General features: G+C 33.4%; 10 protein-coding genes and 1 pseudogene. 10 read left to right on the forward strand and 1 reads right to left on the reverse strand.

Annotated features, from left to right (window positions below):
• The first annotated feature begins 265 nt into the window (after nucleotides 1-265).
• From ACXHHC_RS11555 to ACXHHC_RS11600, 10 genes and pseudogenes are all read left to right on the forward strand, one after another.
• Complete coding sequence (locus ACXHHC_RS11555) at nucleotides 266-2,224, forward strand: DUF3857 domain-containing protein (protein ID WP_458226536.1); 1,959 nt, start codon at nucleotides 266-268, stop codon at nucleotides 2,222-2,224.
• 163 nt (nucleotides 2,225-2,387) lie between these two features.
• Nucleotides 2,388-3,572, forward strand: a pseudogene (locus tag ACXHHC_RS11560) (SulP family inorganic anion transporter); the annotation flags it as partial.
• 139 nt (nucleotides 3,573-3,711) lie between these two features.
• On the forward strand, nucleotides 3,712-4,218 hold the full coding sequence (locus ACXHHC_RS11565; protein WP_458226537.1) for a GNAT family N-acetyltransferase: 507 nt from the start codon (nucleotides 3,712-3,714) through the stop codon (nucleotides 4,216-4,218).
• A gap of 65 nt (nucleotides 4,219-4,283) precedes the next feature.
• Nucleotides 4,284-8,180: a two-component regulator propeller domain-containing protein gene (locus ACXHHC_RS11570; protein WP_458226538.1), complete on the forward strand. Its 3,897-nt coding sequence runs from the start codon at nucleotides 4,284-4,286 to the stop codon at nucleotides 8,178-8,180.
• A gap of 146 nt (nucleotides 8,181-8,326) precedes the next feature.
• Nucleotides 8,327-9,388, forward strand: a complete 1,062-nt coding sequence (locus ACXHHC_RS11575) for a 6-bladed beta-propeller (RefSeq protein ID WP_458226539.1) — start codon at nucleotides 8,327-8,329, stop codon at nucleotides 9,386-9,388.
• 4 nt (nucleotides 9,389-9,392) lie between these two features.
• Nucleotides 9,393-11,705: a PSD1 and planctomycete cytochrome C domain-containing protein gene (locus ACXHHC_RS11580; protein WP_458226540.1), complete on the forward strand. Its 2,313-nt coding sequence runs from the start codon at nucleotides 9,393-9,395 to the stop codon at nucleotides 11,703-11,705.
• A 4-nt stretch (nucleotides 11,706-11,709) separates the two neighbouring features.
• Nucleotides 11,710-13,164 (forward strand): DUF1501 domain-containing protein, encoded by a 1,455-nt coding sequence (locus ACXHHC_RS11585; RefSeq protein WP_458226541.1) that lies wholly within the window; start codon nucleotides 11,710-11,712, stop codon nucleotides 13,162-13,164.
• 7 nt (nucleotides 13,165-13,171) lie between these two features.
• On the forward strand, nucleotides 13,172-15,286 hold the full coding sequence (locus ACXHHC_RS11590; protein ID WP_458226542.1) for a chitobiase/beta-hexosaminidase C-terminal domain-containing protein: 2,115 nt from the start codon (nucleotides 13,172-13,174) through the stop codon (nucleotides 15,284-15,286).
• A 147-nt stretch (nucleotides 15,287-15,433) separates the two neighbouring features.
• On the forward strand, nucleotides 15,434-16,597 hold the full coding sequence (locus ACXHHC_RS11595; protein WP_458226543.1) for a carboxypeptidase-like regulatory domain-containing protein: 1,164 nt from the start codon (nucleotides 15,434-15,436) through the stop codon (nucleotides 16,595-16,597).
• Nucleotides 16,598-16,648: 51 nt separating this feature from the next.
• Nucleotides 16,649-18,130, forward strand: coding sequence for a tetratricopeptide repeat protein (locus ACXHHC_RS11600; protein ID WP_458226544.1), 1,482 nt, complete (start codon nucleotides 16,649-16,651; stop codon nucleotides 18,128-18,130).
• 182 nt (nucleotides 18,131-18,312) lie between these two features.
• On the opposite strand, the gene ACXHHC_RS11605 is transcribed toward ACXHHC_RS11600, so the two are convergent.
• Nucleotides 18,313-20,895, reverse strand: coding sequence for a glycoside hydrolase family 3 C-terminal domain-containing protein (locus ACXHHC_RS11605; RefSeq protein WP_458226545.1), 2,583 nt, complete (start codon nucleotides 20,893-20,895; stop codon nucleotides 18,313-18,315).
• Between the last annotated feature and the right edge of the window lie 447 nt (nucleotides 20,896-21,342).

Here is a 21,342-nt window from a genome sequence, read left to right on the forward strand (position 1 = left end):
TTTTATTAGTTTTAAGTTTCATTCAAACGGCTAGGTTATTTTAAATAACCTAGCCGTTTATTTTTAAAATTTATTTTGATAGTATTTAAAGACAGTTTTTCATATCAAGCGATACAAAAACTATAGAAAAACATGGTTAAAAGTCAACAATATCTGTGATACATTTATTCAGGACAGGATGAATTAATCATATAACTATAAACTTAAATTCTTATTAGGAATGAAGTTTTTTTGTATTTATGCTTCTTAAAAAAATGCTATTTAAATGAAGAAAAATACTTGTGTTTATTTTATGTTGTTTTATGTATTTGTCGCTTTTTCTCAAGACAAAAGAACAGCGTTTGGAAATGTTACGTTAGAGGAATTAAAAGAGGAGTTTTACCCTTTAGATTCAACAGCTCATGCAGCTTATTTGTATAGAGAGAAAACATTAACATATTATGTAGATCACAACAACAGATGGGCTCATAGAACAGAGGTCTACGAAAAAATAAAAATCTATGATAAAAAAGGATTTGATGAGGCTACAAAAACCATTTTTTTGTATAAATCTAATGGAGGTTCAAAAGAAAAAGCATACAAAATAGAAGCCTGTACTTATTCTTTAGAAGGGGATAAGATTGTAAAAGCCAAATTAAATAAAGCTGAGGTTTTTAAAGAAGATAATGGAGAAAATTGGTTTGTAAAAAAATTCACCATGCCTGCTCTTAAAAAAGGAGTTATTGTGGAATGGAAGTATATTGTTAGTTCCCCTTTTGCTTCTTATATAGATCGATTTGTATTACAACAGGATATACCAGTAAAAGAATATTCGTCTGTACTGGTAACTCCAGAGCATTTTTCTTTTAAAATATACAAAGCAGGTAGCATACCTATAAGTGTTAAAAAGTATGTTAGGAAAATGAAAAGAATAGAAGGTAATGAGTACATATATACTGTAGAAGCTAAAGAGATTCCTGCTTTTAAAGAAGAGGCATATATGTCTAACAGGAGAAACTTTGTGTCTAGTATAGATTTTGATTTTTCATATTACAAAGATCCATCGTCTTCTTACAAAGAGGGTAATGTAGAAACTTGGGAAGGAATTGCTAAGAAAATTCTTAAGACTTCATTTTTAGGACGAAGCCTAAAGAGAAAGAAATATTTTGAGGATGATTTGTTAGGATTGCCAATGAGTGGAAAGAATAATAAAGAGAAAATTAAGATGATTCTAGACCATGTAAAATCTAAAGTTAAATGGAATGGAGAACTTAGAAAGTCTGTAGATGTTGGTGTAAAAAAGGCTTATGAAACAGGGGAGGGGAATTCTGCAGAGATTAATATGATATTAATTGCTATGTTAAGGCAGGCTGGTTTGTTTGCAAACCCAGTATTGATAAGTACTAGACAGCATGGAATTGCTTTATTTCCATCTATAAAAGCATACAACCATTTAATTGTAGGGGTAGAGGGAGTAAATGAAAAGCCTATATTGTTAGATGCAACCGAATCATATGGAACTTTAAATGTATTACCATTTAGAGATTTAAATTGGTTTGGGAGAATGGTAAGAGATGATCAAACGACAGAGAAAATTTATTTAAATCCTCAGTTTTTTTCCTTAGAAGATCAATTGTTGAAAATTCAAATTTCCGAAGATTTAAAAGTAAAGGGAGTATTAAAAACTACTTATACAGCAAATAATACACTTGCGTATAAAAAACGAATACAAAAATTAAATGAAGAAAAAATAAAAGAGAATTTAGAGAACGAATACAACATATCTATTCTTAATATTCAAACGTCTGAAAAGGAAAAAGACAACATACCTTACGTTCGTTTAATTGAGTTAGAGTACCCCGATGGAGTTGAAGAAATAGACGGTAAACTTTATATATCTCCGCTACTATTTTTAAGTGTAAAAACAAACCCTTTTAAATTAGATAAAAGAGATTATCCTGTAGATTTTGGTTTTCCATGGAAGGATAATTATAAGGTTTTTATTAAGATTCCAGAAAATTATCAAGTTGATTTTTTACCCAGGGCAAGTACATTTAAAATGAACGATGACATTGGGAATACGTCTTTTAAAATTATACAACAAGGCGAAATCTTGGTGGCTAATTACACAATGCAATTTAGTACAGGGGTTATAGATTCTAAGTATTACAACCAGTTAAAAGAAATTTATAGTACTTCCATTTCTAAGCAATCAGAAAAGATTATTTTATCAAAAAAGAAGTAATAAATAGATAAAGTATAAATATTGCTTATGTGTTTATATGAAGTTTTAATAGATTGAAAGTGACCTAATAATGTACTTTTGCAGCATAATAGGGGCTAATAAGATTTTTATCATATATAAATAAGCTAAAAATTTCGTACTTGCCTTAAATTAATTGATAGTTATGTTCAAAAATTTTAGAGGAGACTTACTAGGAGGGATCACAGCTGGAATTGTAGCACTTCCTTTGGCATTAGCTTTTGGGGTACAATCAGGTTTAGGTGCTTCTGCAGGATTATACGGAGCTATTTTTATTGGATTTTTTGCAGCCTTATTTGGAGGAACGGCAACACAAATTAGTGGGCCAACAGCTCCAATGACTGCAGTTAGTTTGGTTGCAGTAGCTACTATTGTAAAAGCAAATGATGGAGATGTTGTAAAGGCATTGCCTTTTATTTTATTTGTGTTTTTTGCAGCAGGATTGTTTCAAATTCTTTTTGGAATTATTCGTTTAGGAACTTTAATTAAGTACATACCAGCAACGGTTGTTTCTGGGTTTATGAGTGGGATTGGTTTCATTATCTTAATAACTCAAATTCCAAACGTATTTGGTCATAAAAAAGGAGGAGTTCTTCCTTCAATACAAGGAATTCCAGATGCGATTGCAAATATTAGTTGGGTAGAATTTAGTATGGCTATCTTAACGATTGTAATTATATACGGTTTTAAAAAAATAACAAAAGCAATTCCAAGTACATTGGTTGCTTTGTTGGGAATTAGTGTGGGTGCAATCTTTCTTTTAAGTGAAGGTTCGTATAGAATAATAGGTGATATTCCAACAGGTTTTCCAAAGCCTAATTTAGAAATGTTTTCTACGTTCTCTTTAGGGAGTTTTGCTCCTTATATTATGACTGCTATTTCGTTGGCATTGTTAGGAATGATTGATTCTTTATTAACGTCTGTTGTGGCAGATAATATGACAAATACAAAGCACAATAGTAATAAGGAGTTAATTGGTCAGGGAATAGGGAATGCTATTGCCGCATTTTTTGGAGGAATTCCTGGAGCAGGAGCTACCATACGTACGGTTGTGAATATTGATGCTGGAGGAAAAACAAAATTATCTGGAATGATTGCCGGTTTGTTGTTACTAATAGTCTTAATGTTATTAGGGCCTTTAGCTGCTCAAATACCGTTAGCTGTATTGGCAGGTATCTTGGTAACAGTAGGAATTGGAGTAATGGACATGAAAGGGTTAAAAACAATGGGGAAACAACCTTTAACAGATGTTGTTGTTATGTTATTGGTGTTGTTGTTAACTGTTTTTTGGAACTTAATTTATGCAGTAGCTATCGGAGTAATTGTATCTTATATTTTTAAAGCATTCAATTCAAAAAAAGAAAAGAAAGAAGCTTAGTTTTCTTCACAAAAAAGAATATTTAAAAACTCTTTAGAATTAATTTTCTAAGGAGTTTTTTATTTTTACAAAGTTCCTAAATCGTAAAATAATGAGTACCTATCTACAAAAAGCAGTTTCTAGTGATGTTGATACCATTTGGGAAATCTTACAACAAGCAATTGCCAAAAGAAAAAGAGAGGGAAGTACGCAGTGGCAAGACGGATATCCAAATCCGGAGGTAATTAAGAAGGATGTAGAAAAAGAAACAGGACATTTGTTAATTGACAAGGGAAATATTGTTGGTTATGTATCAATTCTAATTAATGATGAACCAGCATATGGAGATATTGAAGGGAAGTGGCTTAGCGATAGTGATTTTATAGTATTTCACAGGGTTGCTATTTCTGAAAGTTACTTAGGCAAAGGATTGGCTAAAAAAATGATGAACCTCATTGAGGAGTTTGCTTTACAAAGGCAGATATACAGTATAAAGGCAGATACTAATTTTGACAATTATGCAATGTTGTCAATTTTCGAAAAAAGTGGCTATTCTTATTGCGGTGAAGTATATTTTAGAAATACTCCACGTAAGGCTTATGAAAAGGTTCTTAAGTAGTAGGATTATTTAAAACACTTTTTGAATTATATTTACATACTTCAACTATTCATTTAAAACAACTCATGAAAAAATACCTGCTGCTTTTTGTTGCTGTCTTATGCTTTTCTATAAGTGGTTTCTCACAGGTATTTACTAAGAATTATAAGATTACTCGTTATAATATCCCTATTAAGACCACTGCACAAGATATTTTACAAGATCAATATGGCTTTGTATGGATAGCCACGGCAAACGGTTTGTGGAGGTACGATGGAGGTAGTTTTAAGAACTATTTAAAAAATGAGGTAGACAAAACGAGTATTACGGATAACAATATCTCTAGCCTTTATGAAGATTCTAATGGAGATTTATGGGTGGGTACCTATGGTGGAGGTTTACTAAAATATTTAAGAGATTGTGACTGTTTTGAACGATTTATCCATGAGTTTGATAATCCCAATAGTTTAAGCTTTAACGAGGTGAAGGTATTGTTTGAAACCTCTGATGGTACCTTTTTTATAGGAACAGATGGTGGAGGACTAAATATAATGGATCGTGATCGTAAAACGTTTAAAGTTTTTAAGCATAATTCAGGTAATCCAAACAGTTTAAGCCATAACAATGTTTTGTCCTTGGAAGAAAAAAGGCCAGGAGAGTTATTAGTAGGGACTTGGAGTGGACTAAATATATTGGATTATAAAACAAATAAGGTTTCAAGAGTTTTTAAAGATAAAAAACGTACCCAAACCCCATATTTTAGGATTACTAAAACTAAAAAACTTTCAAAAAACTATCGTTGGAGAATTACAGATAGCAATAATAATAGTTTTGTAAACCTTAATATGATTCATGACAATTCAGGAAAAGCATGGGTTTTTAATTGGGGGAGAATTACACTTTATAACAATTTTCCATACGGTAAAACAGAAATATTTTTAAATAAGTGGTTTCAAAAGGACTATGCTTTTCGTAACATTTTTGTTCATAAGAAAACAGGGAATATTTGGGTGCTTTCTCTAGATGGTACTTTTTTTAGGTTTGAAGAAAAAGAAAGAGTTTTTGATTCATTTTTAACAAAGAAAAGAGTCAATAATCTAGTTAGAACTCAAGATTTTTTCTGGTTAAACGTAAGAGATTCTATTTTTATTTTTGATAAAAAAACGAATGAAGAAATAAAGAGGTTTAAGGCAGGAAAAAAAGATTTACAGATAACCAATGGCTTTATAAAAGATCAAGTAAGTGTAGTAGACTCAGAGTGTTTTTATACTTATAAAGATAATGGGAAGCTGATAGAAAAGGCAAAAAGAGAAAATACGAACGAAGCCAGAAGTTTTATACATACCTCTAAAAATGAGATATGGGTAGGTGAAATTTTAGGGGCAAACTACTACAATGCAAGCCCTTTTGGATTAAAAGAAAAGTTTGAGTGCAATTGGGATGATGAAAACGGAATAGGTTATTTCCACAGATGTATTTGCTTGTTTGAAGATAGCAAGGGTTCCATTTGGTTTGGTACCACAGGAGATGGTTTAAAAAGATATGTGCCAGAGAAAAACCAATTTCAACATTTTAGACATACTATAGGAGAACTAAACACAATAAACAACAATTTTATAAGTGTTATTTACGAGGATAAAGAAGAGAATTTATGGATAGGTACCCAAGCGGGCTTGTCTAGGTTAAGTTTAAAAGATTACTCGGTTAAGCAGTATAATATTGGTGCTTTAAAAGATCAGATTATCAATGCCATTCAACAAGATCAAGAAAATAATTTTTGGATTGGAACGACCAATGGATTAATTAAATTTAATGATAAGACCAATAATATTCGAGTTTTAAATGAGGAGGATGGCTTAGTTTCTAATCATATTACAGGATGTAGTTTGTTACTAGAAAATGGAGATTTGGTGTTTGGAACGGATAAAGGGTTAATGCGATTCAATCCGAAAAAAGTAAAATCGAGTACCAAAGAACCACAAGTGTATTTATCTAAACTATGGGTAAATAATAATTTGGTAAAGCCAAATCCTAATAGCAAATACATTACTAAAAATATTGAAGTTGCAGAGACTTTAGATCTTGATTATACAGACAATAAATTCGAGATAGCATTCCAAGCCATTCATTTTAGTAACAATCAACGATGTAAGTATGCATATAAGCTTGAAGGATACGATGCGGATTGGACCTATGTAGATTCAAAAAACTCCAAAGCAACATATACAAACATTCCTTCTGGTAAGTATACTTTTTTGGTAAAAGCCACTAATGAGGATAATATTTGGAATCAACAGAACAAAAGATTGGCTATAATAGTTGCCCCTCCTTTTTGGGATTTAATATGGGTGCGTATTTTAGGTTTTGTTATAGGAGTTGTTTTAATGTATTTAATTTTTGTTTGGTTTATAAACAAAGAAAAGGCAAAATCTAAATTCCAATTAGAAAAGGAACGTTTAAAGCAGTTTGAGGAAATTTCTCAAATGAAATTACGATTCTTTACCAATATTTCTCATGAGCTAAGAACACCTTTAACTTTAATTACTGCTCCCTTAAATCGTTTTTCAGAAAAAGGGATTAGTCCTGATAAAAAGGTATTGCAGATGATGTATAGAAATAGCAATCGTTTGTTAGAGCTCATCAATCAGATATTAGATTTTAGAAAATTAGAAAACAAACAACAGTTAAAAGTATCAGAGGTAAAAGATCTATCGTTGTTTAATAATGTGTACGATGCTTATGCGTATTGGGCTAAAGAAAAGCATATAGATCTTAGAAAAGATTTTACAGAAGGGAAACTACCACAAATTCATTTTGACATTGAAGTAGTTCAGAAAATAGTTTCCAATTTAATTTCTAATGCCATTAAATATACTCCCGATCATGGAGAAGTAGATTTTAAATTAGGTTTTAAAGACATAGAAATTAATAGCGATGGAAAAGCGGTCGATGGAAGCATGGTTATTGAAGTAGTAGACAATGGAAAAGGAATTCCAAAAGAGTATCAAGAAAAAATATTCGAGCGTTATTTTCAATTAGATCAAGATGCACAAAAGTCGCAAAGTTCCGGAATTGGATTGTCTTTGTGTGCCGAGTTGGTAAAATTACATGGTGGACAAATCGTTCTGGATAGTAAAGAAAATGAAGGAGCTCATTTTACGGTTACTATTCCAGTAGGATTGAATCAACTTTCTGGAGAAGTTAAAGAGGTGGGTGCTGAACTTACAGAAACCGATACAGACAAAGAAATTGTATTGATTGTAGAAGATCATCAAGATATTAGAGAGTATATAAGTGTAGAGCTACAAGAGGATTATAAAGTATTAGTTGCCGCAGATGGTAAAGAAGGAGTTTCTAAAGCGGTAGCATCTATTCCAGATGTTATTATAAGCGACATTATGATGCCTAACATTGATGGAATTCAATTGGCAAAACAGTTAAAAGCAAACGATCTAACATCGCACATTCCAATCTTATTCCTAACAGCCAAAACAGGAACAGAGAATAAGTTAGAAGGGCTATTATCTGGAGGGCATGACTACATTCAGAAACCTTTTAATATTTCGGAAATTCAGTTAAAAATTAAGAATATTCTTAAGGCTAGAAGAGATTTCATCAAAAAGAGAAAAGAGGAAACTATAGAGGCACAAAAAGAAACACCACAAGATAATTTCTTAATAAAAATTAACAACTGCATGGACACCCATTTAGAAAACACTGAATTTGGGGTGGAGTTTTTGTGCAATGAGTTAGCGATTAGTCGTTCTCAGCTATATAGAAAAATTCAATCTTTAACAGGGAAATCTATTATAGAATACATCAATTTCTATAAATTATCCAAGGCCATGGAGTTGCTTAAAAAGGGAGATAAGAGTGTTAAGGAGATTGCTTTTTCTGTGGGTTATGATGATAGTAGGTACTTTAGTAGGGTATTTAAAAACAAGTTTGGAAACCCTCCTTCTCACTATTTGCCAAAGAAATAAATTGAACCATATGGTTCGTATATTGTTGAGTTTACACTATATATTCGCCATATGTGTAAAATGTGCACCTATTTACACTATCTGTCCACATCTTTAAAAAAGTATCCGTTTAAGTTTGTTAAGCAACTATTACAAAAACAACTTACATGGAAAATTCTAGAAGAGAATTTATCAAAAACACAGCTTTGCTTAGTGCTGGTTTGGCTGTTACTTCATCATCTTATGGTGTTACCATTATCAATAAACCCAAACTTTCTAAAGATATAATTGGACATGGCGATTTTAAATACCGTGTTCATAAAGAATGGGGGAATTTAAATCCGGAAACCACTCCTATTAAGAACTGTCACGAAATGGTAATGGATTCCAAAGGACGTTTAATTATGGTAACAGATCATGTACAGAACAATATAATAGTGTATGATAAATCTGGTAAGCTGTTAACTTCTTGGACTCATGATATGAAAAGTTGCCACGGATTAACCGTTTTTGACGAAGGTGGGGAAGATGTGTTATTTATTACAGATAACAACCAAAGAATCATAAAAACAACCATCGATGGTAAAATCATTATGGAGTTACCAAATGTTGCTAAGATGGACTTGATCCCTAAATGGAAAAAATACAGACCTACAGAAACAGCTATTGCTCCTAATGGAGATATTTATGTTTCTGACGGTTATGGGTCTGATTATATTTTTCAGTTTAACAAAGATGGAGAATTCATTCGAAAATTTGGAGGAAGAGGATCTAATGATGAGCAATTAAACAATGCACATGGTGTCGCTATTGATGATAGAGACCCAAACAATATTACCTTATTATGTACATCCAGAGTACAAAATTCTTTTAAGAGATTTACGTTAGACGGAAAGTATTTGGAAACAATTTACTTGCCAGGAGCCTATGTGTGTAGACCTGTAATAGATGGTGAGAATTTATACTCAGGTGCTTGTTGGTCTCGTATGAAATATTTAGAGCGTACACCAAACTCTGGATTTGTAACCATCTTAGACAAAAAGAACAAAGTAGTTTCTAACCCAGGAGGAACCAAACCTAAATACAAGCATGGGGAATTGCAAATGATGGTGCAAGAAACTCCGTTGTTTAACCACTGTCATGATGTATGTATAGACAATGACAAGAACATCTATGTATGCCAGTGGAATGCCAATAAAACCTATCCAATTAAATTAGAAAGAGTTTAAAACCATGAAACAATTTTTATTCATAGTAGGAATTTTGTGTCTACTTGTTTCTTGTAAAGAGCAAGGTGGCTACAATAAAATGGCTGATAAGAAAGTACCTAAGATTGTAGACTATAATTTTGACGTTCGTCCTATCTTATCGGACAAATGTTTTAATTGCCATGGACCCGATGTAAAAAAGAGATATAAAGGCTTACGTTTAGATACGCAAGAAGGAGCATACAGTGCTTTAAAAGGAAGTACCACTGCGCACGGTATAGTACCTAATAAGCCAATGGAGTCAGAAGCTTATTTGCGAATTATTTCTAAAGATACTACACAGTTAATGCCTCCGTTAGATTCTAACTTAAAGCTAAGTGGTTACGAAAAGAAAGTAATCAAAAAGTGGATTGACCAAGGGGCAAAGTACGATACACACTGGGCCTTTAAAAAAGTAGAAAAGCCTGCACTTCCAGAATCGGCAATTGAAAATTGGGGAGTTAATGAGATTGATGATTTTGTAGCTAAAAAATTAGAGGAGAATAATTTAACTCCAAATGAAAGAGCAGACAAAGAGCGTTTGTTAAAACGTGTTGCTTTTGATATTACAGGCTTACCACCAAGTTTAAAATTACAAGAACAGTTTTTAAATGATCTTTCAGAAAATGCTTACGAAAAAGTAGTCGATCAATTATTGGCAAGTAAGCACTATGGAGAAAAGATGGCTAGTGATTGGATGGATGTAGCTCGTTATGCGGATTCCCATGGGTATCAAGACGATCAGTTAAGAACCATGTGGCCTTGGAGAGATTGGGTAATACATGCCTATAATGAAAATTATAGTTATGAAAAGTTTGTTACCTATCAACTGGCAGGGGATATGATTCCTGAGAAAAATATAGAAACGGTATTGGCTTCTGGTTTTAATAGAAATCATAAAATCAGTCAAGAAGGAGGAATCATTCGTGAAGAAACACGTATTGAAAATGTAACCGATAGAACCAATACGTTTGGGAAAGCATTTTTGGGGATGACCTTTGAATGTGCAAAATGTCACGATCATAAATACGACCCAATTTCACAGAAGGATTATTACCAAACATTTGCCTTTTTTGATAGAGTGCCTTTTAGAGAAAACAATGAATATGCTGGGAATAAGGTTTTTGCTGTAAAACCGAAAATTACGATCAATGATTCGCTTGTAGCAAATGAATTAAGCTTTATTAACAAAATGCCGAAACTAGATGTTGAGGTAATGGTAATGGAAGAACGTCCTAACATTCGTAAAACTTATATTTTAGACAGAGGAGCCTACGATGCAAAAACAGACACCGTAGAAAGTGGAACTCCAGCTTCTATTTTACCATTTGACAAAACGAAATACCAGCCCAATAGGTATGGTTTAACCAAATGGATGTTTGACGAAAACAATCCTTTGACAAGTAGGGTTTATGTAAACAGAATTTGGCAGAATATTTTTGGTAGAGGTATTGTAAATACGTCGGGTGATTTTGGAATGCAAGGAGAATTACCAACCCATGCTGATTTATTAAACTGGTTGTCTGCAGACTTTATGGAGCATCATTGGGACATCAAACATTTGGTAAAGAAAATAGTAATGTCAGCTACGTACCAACAATCATCGGTAGTATCTAAAGAAAAAATGGCCATAGATCCAGACAATATGTATTTGGCAAGAAGTAGTAGAAATCGCTTTACGGCAGAAATGATTCGTGATCATGCCTTAGCTTCAAGTGGATTGTTGTTTGATGATATTGGAGGACGTAGTGTTCGCGTATATCAACCCGATGGACTTTGGGAAAGTGCTACTTCTGGTAGAGGGCATTTAACAGCGTATACACAAGATAAAGGAGAATTGTTGTATAAGAGAGGCTTGTACATTTTTGTAAAAAGAACTTCATTACCTCCTGTACAGACTATGTTTGATGGAACCGCTCGTGAGCAATGTGAAGTGAGAAGACAAAGTACCATGACTCCGTTACAAGCGTTAATTCGTTTGAACGATCCTACTATTTTAGAGGCTTCAAGAGTTTTTTCAGAAAAGCTATCTAAAGAAAAGTTAGCGGTAAACGAAAAAATTGAAAAAGCTTTTAGAAGTATTCTTTGTAGAAATATGAAAGCGAAAGAAAAAGAGATTTTAGAAGCTTATTACCAAGAGCAATTGGAGTACTTCAATAAACATAAAGAAGAAGCATCAGAGTTTGTAAATGTTGGAGAGTATGCTGCAGCCAAAGGTAGGAACGATGTCGAAGTTGCTTCGTTAATGCAAATTATTCACACCATGTACAACATGGAAGAAACCATTGTAAAAAGTTAAGAAGATGAGCAAAGAAAAATACGAATATCAATTAAATATCAACAGAAGACATTTTCTGTCTAAGGCAGCCTTAGGAATGGGTGGAGTAGCTTTAGGATCTTTATTAGCTCCTAAATTATTTACAGGTTCTAAAGATAAAAATGATGATATGCCTTTAGGATTGACACATTTTGCACCCAAAGCAAAGAGAGTTATTTTCTTAATGCAAAATGGAGCACCCTCTCAGTTAGAAACCTTTGATTACAAGCCTAAGTTAGAGGAAATGTTTGGGCAAGATTTACCAGAATCGGTTCGAAAAGGTCAAAGATTAACGGGAATGACCGCTAATCAAAAAAGTTTTCCATTAGTGGGCTCTCATTTTAAGTTTGATAGATATGGTAAAAGTGGAGCTTATGTAAGTGAATTGCTGCCTAACATTGCTAAGATTACAGACGATTTATGTATTGTAAAGAGTATGTACACAGAGGCCATCAACCACGATCCAGCATTAACATTTTTACAAACAGGTTCCCAAATAGGAAGTAGACCGAGTATGGGGTCTTGGATGAGTTATGGTTTGGGTAGTGAAAACAAAAACCTACCTTCTTTTTGTGTCTTGCTCTCAAGAGGAAAAGGAAATGGTCAGGGAGTGTATTCTAAATTGTGGTCTAATGGTTTTTTAGATAGTACACACCAAGGAGTACAGTTAAGTGCTAGTGAAGATCCTATTTTGTATTTAAACAACCCTAAAGGGATGGACAAATTGACTAGAAGAAAAATGTTGGATCGCTTAGGAATGCTAAACGAACAGAGTTACCAAGAGTTTGGAGATCCAGAAATTCACTCAAAAATTCAACAATACGAATTGGCATATCGTATGCAAACGGCAGTTCCAGAAGTAACAGATATTTCCAAAGAGCCAGAAAGTATCAAGCAATTATATGGGGAAGATTGTACCGTTCCAGGAACCTATGCAGCAAACTGTTTGTTGGCTAGAAAGCTATCAGAATCAGGGGTGCGTTTTGTACAGTTGTATCACCAAGGTTGGGATCAACACAACAATTTAGTAGGTCAAATTAAAGGACAGGCAAAAGATGTAGATCAGGCTTCTGCTGCTTTGATTACCGACTTAAAACAACGTGGAATGTTAGACGAAACCTTAGTGATTTGGGGAGGAGAGTTTGGAAGAACCAACTATTGTCAAGGAAAATTATCTGCGGATAAGTACGGAAGAGATCATCACCCTAGAGCATTTAGTATGTTTATGGCCGGTGGTGGAATTAAAGCCGGAACGGTATATGGAAAGACCGATGAATTAGGGTATAATATTGTAGAGAACCCGGTACATATTCACGATTTACACGCAACCATTATGCATTTAATGGGGATGGATCATGAAAAGTTAACCTACAAGCATTTAGGAAGAAGGTTCCGTTTAACGGATGTACACGGACACGTAGTTAAAGACATTATTGGATAGAGAGCAGATGAAGAAATTTATAAATTATACATCTCGAGTACTTTTAGTATTACATATATTACTCGTTTTTTTACTGATATTTGAAAGTTATGTAAGCATTCCATTTTGGATACAGCCATTAGGAAGAATGCACCCTTTAATTTTGCACTTTCCAGTGGCATTTATTGGGCTGTTGGTATTGCTAACGTTTTTCAAAAAACAGTTGGATGAAGACTCTTACAGAAAGATTCACTTTACACTGTTATTGTTTACTTCTATTACTACCGTAATTGCCACATTGTTTGGTTTTATGCTTTCTTTGGAAGGTTACCAATCTAACTTAATGTTGTTGCACAAATGGTTTGGGGTTGCATTGAGTTTTATGATCTATCTGTTGGTCTACCTTTTTCCAAAGAAAATTTACAAACCAACGTTGTATGTAAGCTTTGTCTTGGTTATAGTGGTAGGGCATTATGGAGCTGAATTGACACACGGTGCCGATTTTATTACAGAACCCTTAGAAATAGCTAGTAAAGGGGAGTTAGATAAAGAAAATGAACCTGTGTTTACTGCGTTTGTACAACCTATTATAGATGGAAAATGTATTAGCTGTCATAATACGAATAAAAGCAAAGGAGACTTAGATTTGTCTTCCTTAGAGGGAATTCAAAAAGGAGGAAAACACGGTGCGGTTTGGGTAGCTAATCAGCCTACGAAAAGCTTATTTATAGAAAGGGTTTTACTACCTCTAGATCATAAAGAACACATGGCACCAGAGGGGAAACCTCAAATGACACAAGAAGAAATAGATTTGATTTCTACTTGGATTAAAAGTGGAGCAGATGTCACATCGACATTAGTGGAATTAGAAGAAAAGGACCCATTAAAACATATCATTACAGAAAAGTGGTTAACGTCTGATAAGGAAAAAACATATGAATTTGATTTTGCAGATGAGAAGGACATAGCTGAATTAAGTGCTTCGCCTTTTATAACGATTACACCAAAATCGTCGAGTTCTCCTGCTTTGGATGTGATTGTTTCTGGTAGTGGAAGTTACAAAGCTTCTGTATTGAGCGATTTAACAAAAATTAAAAATCAGGTGGTATCTCTAAATCTTTCTAGTTTACCTGTTGAGAATCAAGATTTGGAACCTTTGAATCAATTTGAAAATTTAGAAGAATTGATTTTAAACTTTACAAAGATTGATCATAAAGGGATTGAAAGACTAAACAAACTAAATCATTTGAGAAGTTTGTCAGTTTCGGGAACTCAAGTAAATGATAGTCTTCTAAATGTATTAGGTGCGTTTAAAAACTTAGAAAAGCTGTTTGTTTGGAATACAAAGATGAGTCCAGAAGGTTTGGAACTTTTAATAGAAAAATTCCCAAATTATACTATTGAGGTTGGGGTTGTATCAACCAATAAGAAGTTAGCTGTAGCTCCTCCTGTATTTGTTTCAAAGAACAATGTGATTAGCAGTAATCAAAAGTTTATATTAAAGAATTTAGAGAAAGAGGCAACCATTAGGTATACAATAGATAATAGCAAAGTAACCGATACTTCGTTAGTTTACACAGATGGAATTGAGTTGGATTTTAGCAATACGGATGCAAAATCGACCTTAATAAAAGCTAGAGCTTTTAAAGAAGGAAAAAATCCGAGTAAAGAAGTACGATTCAAAGTTTTTAATAAAGGGATTGTTCCTAACAAGGTAACTACTGAATTCCCGAATGAAGCTGCCGACTTTTTTGGAAAAGGATCTATTGTTACAACAGATGACTTTTTCCCTACAGGAGGTGGAGTGCAAGGTATAGGTTGGATAGCATATCATTCTCATTTACCATTTATTGCAACACTAGATTTTACAAATAAAGAGCATGCGTTTAATGAGGTGGTTTTAAAGTGTGGAACTTATTTTACTCATAGAAAAGAGAATGTGAAATTTGCAAAAGTATGGGGTAGTAACGATGGACAGAATTGGAAGCTGGTGGATGAAATTAAGTACAAAAAGAAACATTGGTTTGCCAATAAATATGAAATTAAGTTAGACTTAAAAAATACGAGTTACAACCATTACAAAGTCAAAGTTCAGAATGGAAAAGGGAAGAAGTTTTTTATCTCTCAGATGTTTTTCTTCTAATAAAAACTAAAAATGTAGTCTTTTTTAAGGATTTGTTATAGATAATTCAAATTTTATTGTCTTTTATTGAGTATTTAACTCTTAGTTTTGTAGTGAAACTAAGAGTTTTTTATTAGAACTAAAAAACACAACTAAACCAACTAAAAAATGAAAACTAAACTATTCACACTTTTACTAGTGCTAATCACTGGTATCTTATGTTCACAAGAAAAAAAATTAAGAGTAACAGGAAAAATTGTTGATGAATCTGATTTTGGTCTAGCCTTTACCTCGGTAACCATTAGTTCTTCTAAAATGGGTACTATTTGTAATGACGAGGGGGAATTTGGAATGCTAGTTCCAGAAAAACATGCAAAAGATACCTTAATGGTATCTACAATAGGTTTTAAAACGTTTAAGATTTCTGTGCAAGAGTACTTGGACAAAAAACTACAAAAGATTGTTTTAAAAGAAGATGTAGTGAGTTTGGATGAGGTGAAACTTTTAAGTCCTAAAGAATATGTGGGATTGGCCAGAAAAGCGATCAAAAAAACGACACTAAGAAAGCCTCACCAGTTAAATATTTTATACAGGAGGTTTTCTACGGAGAATCACAAATCCCGATTTTTAGCGGAGCACTATATTAAAGCGATAGACAGAGGTATGGGAGCCTATGACTTTGATAAAAAAGTTTTGTGTGAAATGCGAAAATCCGGAGATTATCGTTTTCTAAAAAAGAAACAAAATTTTCATGCAATTAATGTAATGACCAACAGGCATCCTATTAGGAGCGGAGAGTACAGAATAGGTTTTAATTGGAACAAAACAGGAGGGACTACTTTTGATGGAGAAGATGTTATTATTCTAGAAGGGGTGCACAAGAAAAACAAATGGAAAAAGATTAAACTTTATGTAGGTTTGGATAATTACGGTATTTATAAGGTAGAAATGTCTGACTTAGATGCGGTTTACATTTATAAAAAACACCAAAATGGAAAACTGTTCTTAAGCTATCATAATAGAGAATGGAAGAGCACCATGCCTGTTTCCGAAATACAGAAAAAAATTATTAAAACGAAAAAGAACAAAGTAGATATTTCTTACAGACACGAAGCCATTGTTTTAGATGTAATTACAGATAAAAAGAAAATGGATGCGAATGGAACAGCTATTACCAATATAGATATGGGAGATTATAGTTTGCCCTACCATCCTAAATTTTGGGAGGAGTTAAATATGCCCCCAGGTTCAGAGTTTTACAAAAAATCTGTAAAGGAGTTAGAGTCTCTTTTTGGTGTAAGTTTAGAAGATCAATTTAAAAACGCGAATTAACCCAAAAAAGCTGCTTGTTAAAGGCAGCTTTTTTTAATTTTAGTCCGCTTTATGATTAGAGGTTTTTACATAGTATTTTTTTTAGGGATTTTTCACTTTTCTTGTTTTTCTCAAAACAAGGAGTTAGACCGTGTACTCAAAACCATAAATCAAGATATTGAAGATTCTAAAGAGTTAACTTCCCAGGCTAAATACCCTGCTGCTTATAATAAGCTTTGGAATGTTTTAATTGTAGCAGATTCATTGGACAATTCCTTTGTAAAGTACAGAGCGTATAAACACCTTTCGCAGCTCTATTCTATTTTTCATCAAAAAGAGAAAGCGTTTGCAGCTATAGATTCCATGTTTTTATGTGCTAAAAAGAGTGGATTGATAAAAAAGCCCAATGTGGTTTCTAGTTTAAATTATGCAGCTGCTTTAACCTACAGAATGAATGGTGAGTATAACAAAGCAAGTTCCTATTTAGAAAAATGCGAGTATTTATTAGATTCTCTACAAATACCGTTTCGCAAAAGAATTTATGCCTACACAGAGAGGGCCCATATCTATACCTTGGTAGGGAAATTTAAAGAATCCGAAGAACTATTATTGCGAATATTAGCTCAAATTTCTGAAGAGCATCAGTACGCTTCTATCACCAATTCTATGTTAGGAGATTTGTATTCTAAAAAGAACGAATCACAAAAAGCATTGGTCTATTTTAATAGATGTTTGGAGATTTTGGCAATACAAAATAATAGAGTTGGACTTAAGGTAGATTTGCTCGAAAAAATGTCCCAACTAAATAAAGGTTTGGGTAATTATAAAGTTTCTTTGCAGCAAATGACGGCTTCTAAAGTGTTAGGAGATAGTTTGTTTGGGAGTCAGAGTGCCAGAAACAAACAGCTGTTCGAAATAAATAACTCTTACCAAAAATCGATTTTAGAAAACAATCAAATCAAAAGGGAGAAAGAATTACAGTTTGTAAAGAATCAAAAAGAGAAACTAAACTTACAATTATGGTTCTCTGTGTTTTTATGTATCGTAACTTTAATTGCTGCTTTTTTTGGAATTCGATTGATTCGTAAAAAACACCAAACAGAGAAAAAATTAGCAGTAGAAAGAGCCAATGCAGAGGTAGAAATTAAAAAGAAAGAATTGGCAGTAACAGCGTTGCAGTTAATTGAAAAGGACAAACTGTTAGAAGAAATAAAAAAAGGCTTAGATGAGGTTAAAAAGAACAAAGACGATTCTTCTGTAGAGCAGTTAAAAAGTACCATTAAGGTAAATGCTGCCAAAACATGGGAAGAGTTCGAAACCCGTTTTGTACAAGTAAATAGTTCTTTTTACAAATCATTGGGTAAAAAACATTCCGATTTAAGTAGAAACGAATTAAAGCTTTGTGCTTTGGTAAAACTAAATTTTTCTACCAAAGAAATGTCGCAATTGCTAGGGGTTTCCGCAGATAGTGTAAACAAAGCTCGTTACCGATTGCGAAAAAAGTTAGGCTTACAGCGAGATGATAATTTGGTAAGTTATATCAATAGTATTTAGGCTGTTTTATATTATAAGATGCACTACATCTCGATACTTCGACATAGCTCAGTACAGGCTTCTCTATGACCATACACCATAAAAAACTCCGCTAGAATACCTAGTAATATAGGTGTTCTAGCGGAGTAAAGAACTGTAATATAATTACAGCGATAAACTTATACACGCATCAACGAATAGATTTACTTAGATTTGCTGATAATCTTTGAAATTACAAAAGGTTTTACCTTTCCTGGAGGAATAATCTTAATAGACTCGTGGTCTACTTTCCCTTTTCTTGTTTTGATTTTTAATCTTACCGGTTTTCCGTATTCTGGAGGAATAGGAATCTTAATTTGCAACTTACGTTGCTTGTTTAAGATGGTGTACGTTTTGATAGAATTCCCTGACATGAATGTTTCAATGATAGCTTCCTTAGTAGCATTTTTAAAACTCAACTCAGCATCCCAAGTGTTTACATAAAAACCAGGATCAACAAAGGTAATCTCGTATTCTACCCACTCAGAATTGTCTGCTTTTTTGTTCTTAGAAGAAGTCATGTCTTCTTTTGTTAGGTACAAGTAATCCCAATTTCTACCATGTTTCTTAGCATCAAACTTATAGAAAGCACTTTTTTCTCCTACCTTAATTTTAGGTACAATTCCACCTTTAACTTTAATGGTTTTTGTAGCAATAATATGCTCGCTAGAGTTTCCTACTAAAATCTCATACGTTCCTTCTTTTACTTGGTATTGCTCTTTCTTTACATTGTAGTAGGTAAAAGCTTCGTAAGGAACCTGAATTTCTACAGAAGCAGCTTTACCCGCGGCTACAGAAACACGTTGGAATCCTTTTAGTGCTTTCTTAGGAGCTTTTTTCCCTGCTTTAACATTTCTAATGTATACCTGAACTACTTCGTCTCCCTGTACTTTTCCTGTGTTATTAATAGTAGCAGAAACGTTTACAGACTCATTAGACTTTAATACTTTTTTATCAATAGCAACTTTGTTAATTTCAAAATTGGTATAGCTTAAACCATATCCAAATGGATACAAGGGTTTTCCATCAAAATACAGATAGGTTCTATTACCACCTGCCATTTTGTAATCTTGAAAATCTGGTAAATCTTTTACAGATTGGTACCAAGTAGTATTTAATTTACCTCCTGGGTTTACATCTCCAAAAAGAACATTGGCCAATGCATTTCCTTGTTCCTGACCATTTGCCCAAGCACATACAATTCCTGGTAGGTTTTCTTGCTCCCAACCAATAGAAGTAGCACCACTAGGGATTACAGCTAAGATTACATTTTTGTTTACCTTACGAACTGCTTTGATTAATTCGTGTTGGTTCCCAGGTAATTTTAAATTTTTACGGTCTACATTCTCAGTAGCAGTATCTTCATCATTTCCTACCACTAAAATTACATACTCAGACTTTTTAGCCAAGGCAACAGCTGCCTCAATTTTATCAGTATCGTCTACTCCTTCTTTAATAGAGCATCCTTCTACATAAGACACAGTTCCTTTACTTGCATTTTTAATTCCTTGTAGCGGAGAAACTTTAGTCTTTGGGTTACCAGAGTAAATACCCATCCAACATCTATCTGCAAAAGGTCCAATAACTGCTAAATCTTTAACATCCTTTTTTAATGGTAAAATATTGTTTTCGTTTTTTAATAAAACAATAGATTGTTCAGCAGCTCTTAAAGCCAGCTTTTTATGAGCATTACACTCTAATACACTTGCAGGAATGTTAGCGTATGGATTTAATTTAGCATCGTCAAAATCCCCAGTTATAAAACGCAAACGCAACAATCTACGTACGGTAACATCTAATTCCGCTTCTGTAATTAAGCCTTGTTTAATAGACTCAGGTAAAGCATATACCATAGGTGCTTGTTTTACCTTATTTCTATAACATTCTTGGTCAACACCAGCTTTAATAGCCATAGCAGCAGCTTCTGCTTGAGATTTTGCATATTTCATACGCGTTTCAATACCCTGAACGGCTGTCCAGTCGGCAATTACATAACCTTTAAAGCCCCATTCATCTCTTAAGACACCATTTACCAACCATTCATGCGCAGAACATGGAATCCCATTCAACCCATTTAAGGCTGTCATAATTCCGGTAGCTTTTTCGTCTACAATACAAGTTTTGTAAGCAGGGAAATAGTATTCATATAAGTCTTTTTTACCAATGTTAGAATGTGAACGTTCTCTACCTTTATCTACATTGTTTGCTACATAGTGCTTTACTGTAGTTACGGTTTTTGTGTATTTAGGATCGTTTCCTTGCATTCCTCTAATGTACATACGTGCCATTTCGGACATATGAAAAGGGTCTTCACTATAACACTCTTCGTTTCGTCCCCATCTAGGATCTCTAGCCATGTTTACCGTAGGAGAAAACATCATTACCTCTTTTCTACCTGTGTTTTTTAAGGCTCTAGCCTCGTTAGAAATAGCCGTTGCTACATCGAACATTAAATCTGGATTCCAAGTAGAACCCATGGCATTGTTTTGTGGAAACTGGGTACAGTTCCAAGAAATAATACCGTGTAAAGCCTCTCCATACCATTCAAAATACGGGATACCTAATCTTTTAATTTCTGGAATTCTAGATCCACAATAACTAATTTTTTCTTCTAAAGTCATTTTAGAAATCAAATCTTCTACTCTGTCTTTAACACTTGCATTTGGGTCTTTCCAAGTTTGGGCATTTGTACTAAACAACCCAAGAAAACAAAGAGCCAACAAAAATGTTGTCTTAAAATATTTCATACGATTTAAATATGTTTTACGATTGTTCTCAAATTTAGTTGTAAGGCCAAACAATACGTAAAAAAGACAATGGACATTATTAGGACATTCCCAGTTTTAAAGGCTTTGTAGTGCGTTTTTAGTGATTTCTGTTAAAAGAGGATCTAAGACTAAGGTGATCTCTCGAGTGTAGGGATTTTTAAGAAGTTCTATTTCTTTTTTGAGTTTGTAAGATCAATAAGTTTTATATCTTGTAGCTAAAATAAATGCTAGAGAATACAGAGTAGGAGTAATTGAAAAGAAGCTATTATTACTAGTATTGTAATGCTGTGAATGATTCTCTTAAAAAGAAATTTATACTATGAAAATAATTGTATTGGCTATGTCGTTGAATATAGCTTTTTGTTTTGTTTCTTTGATTTCACAAAGCCAAATCAACAAGATTTGGCGACCTAGTAAATATACACA

The organism is Wenyingzhuangia sp. IMCC45574, from assembly GCF_054182685.1.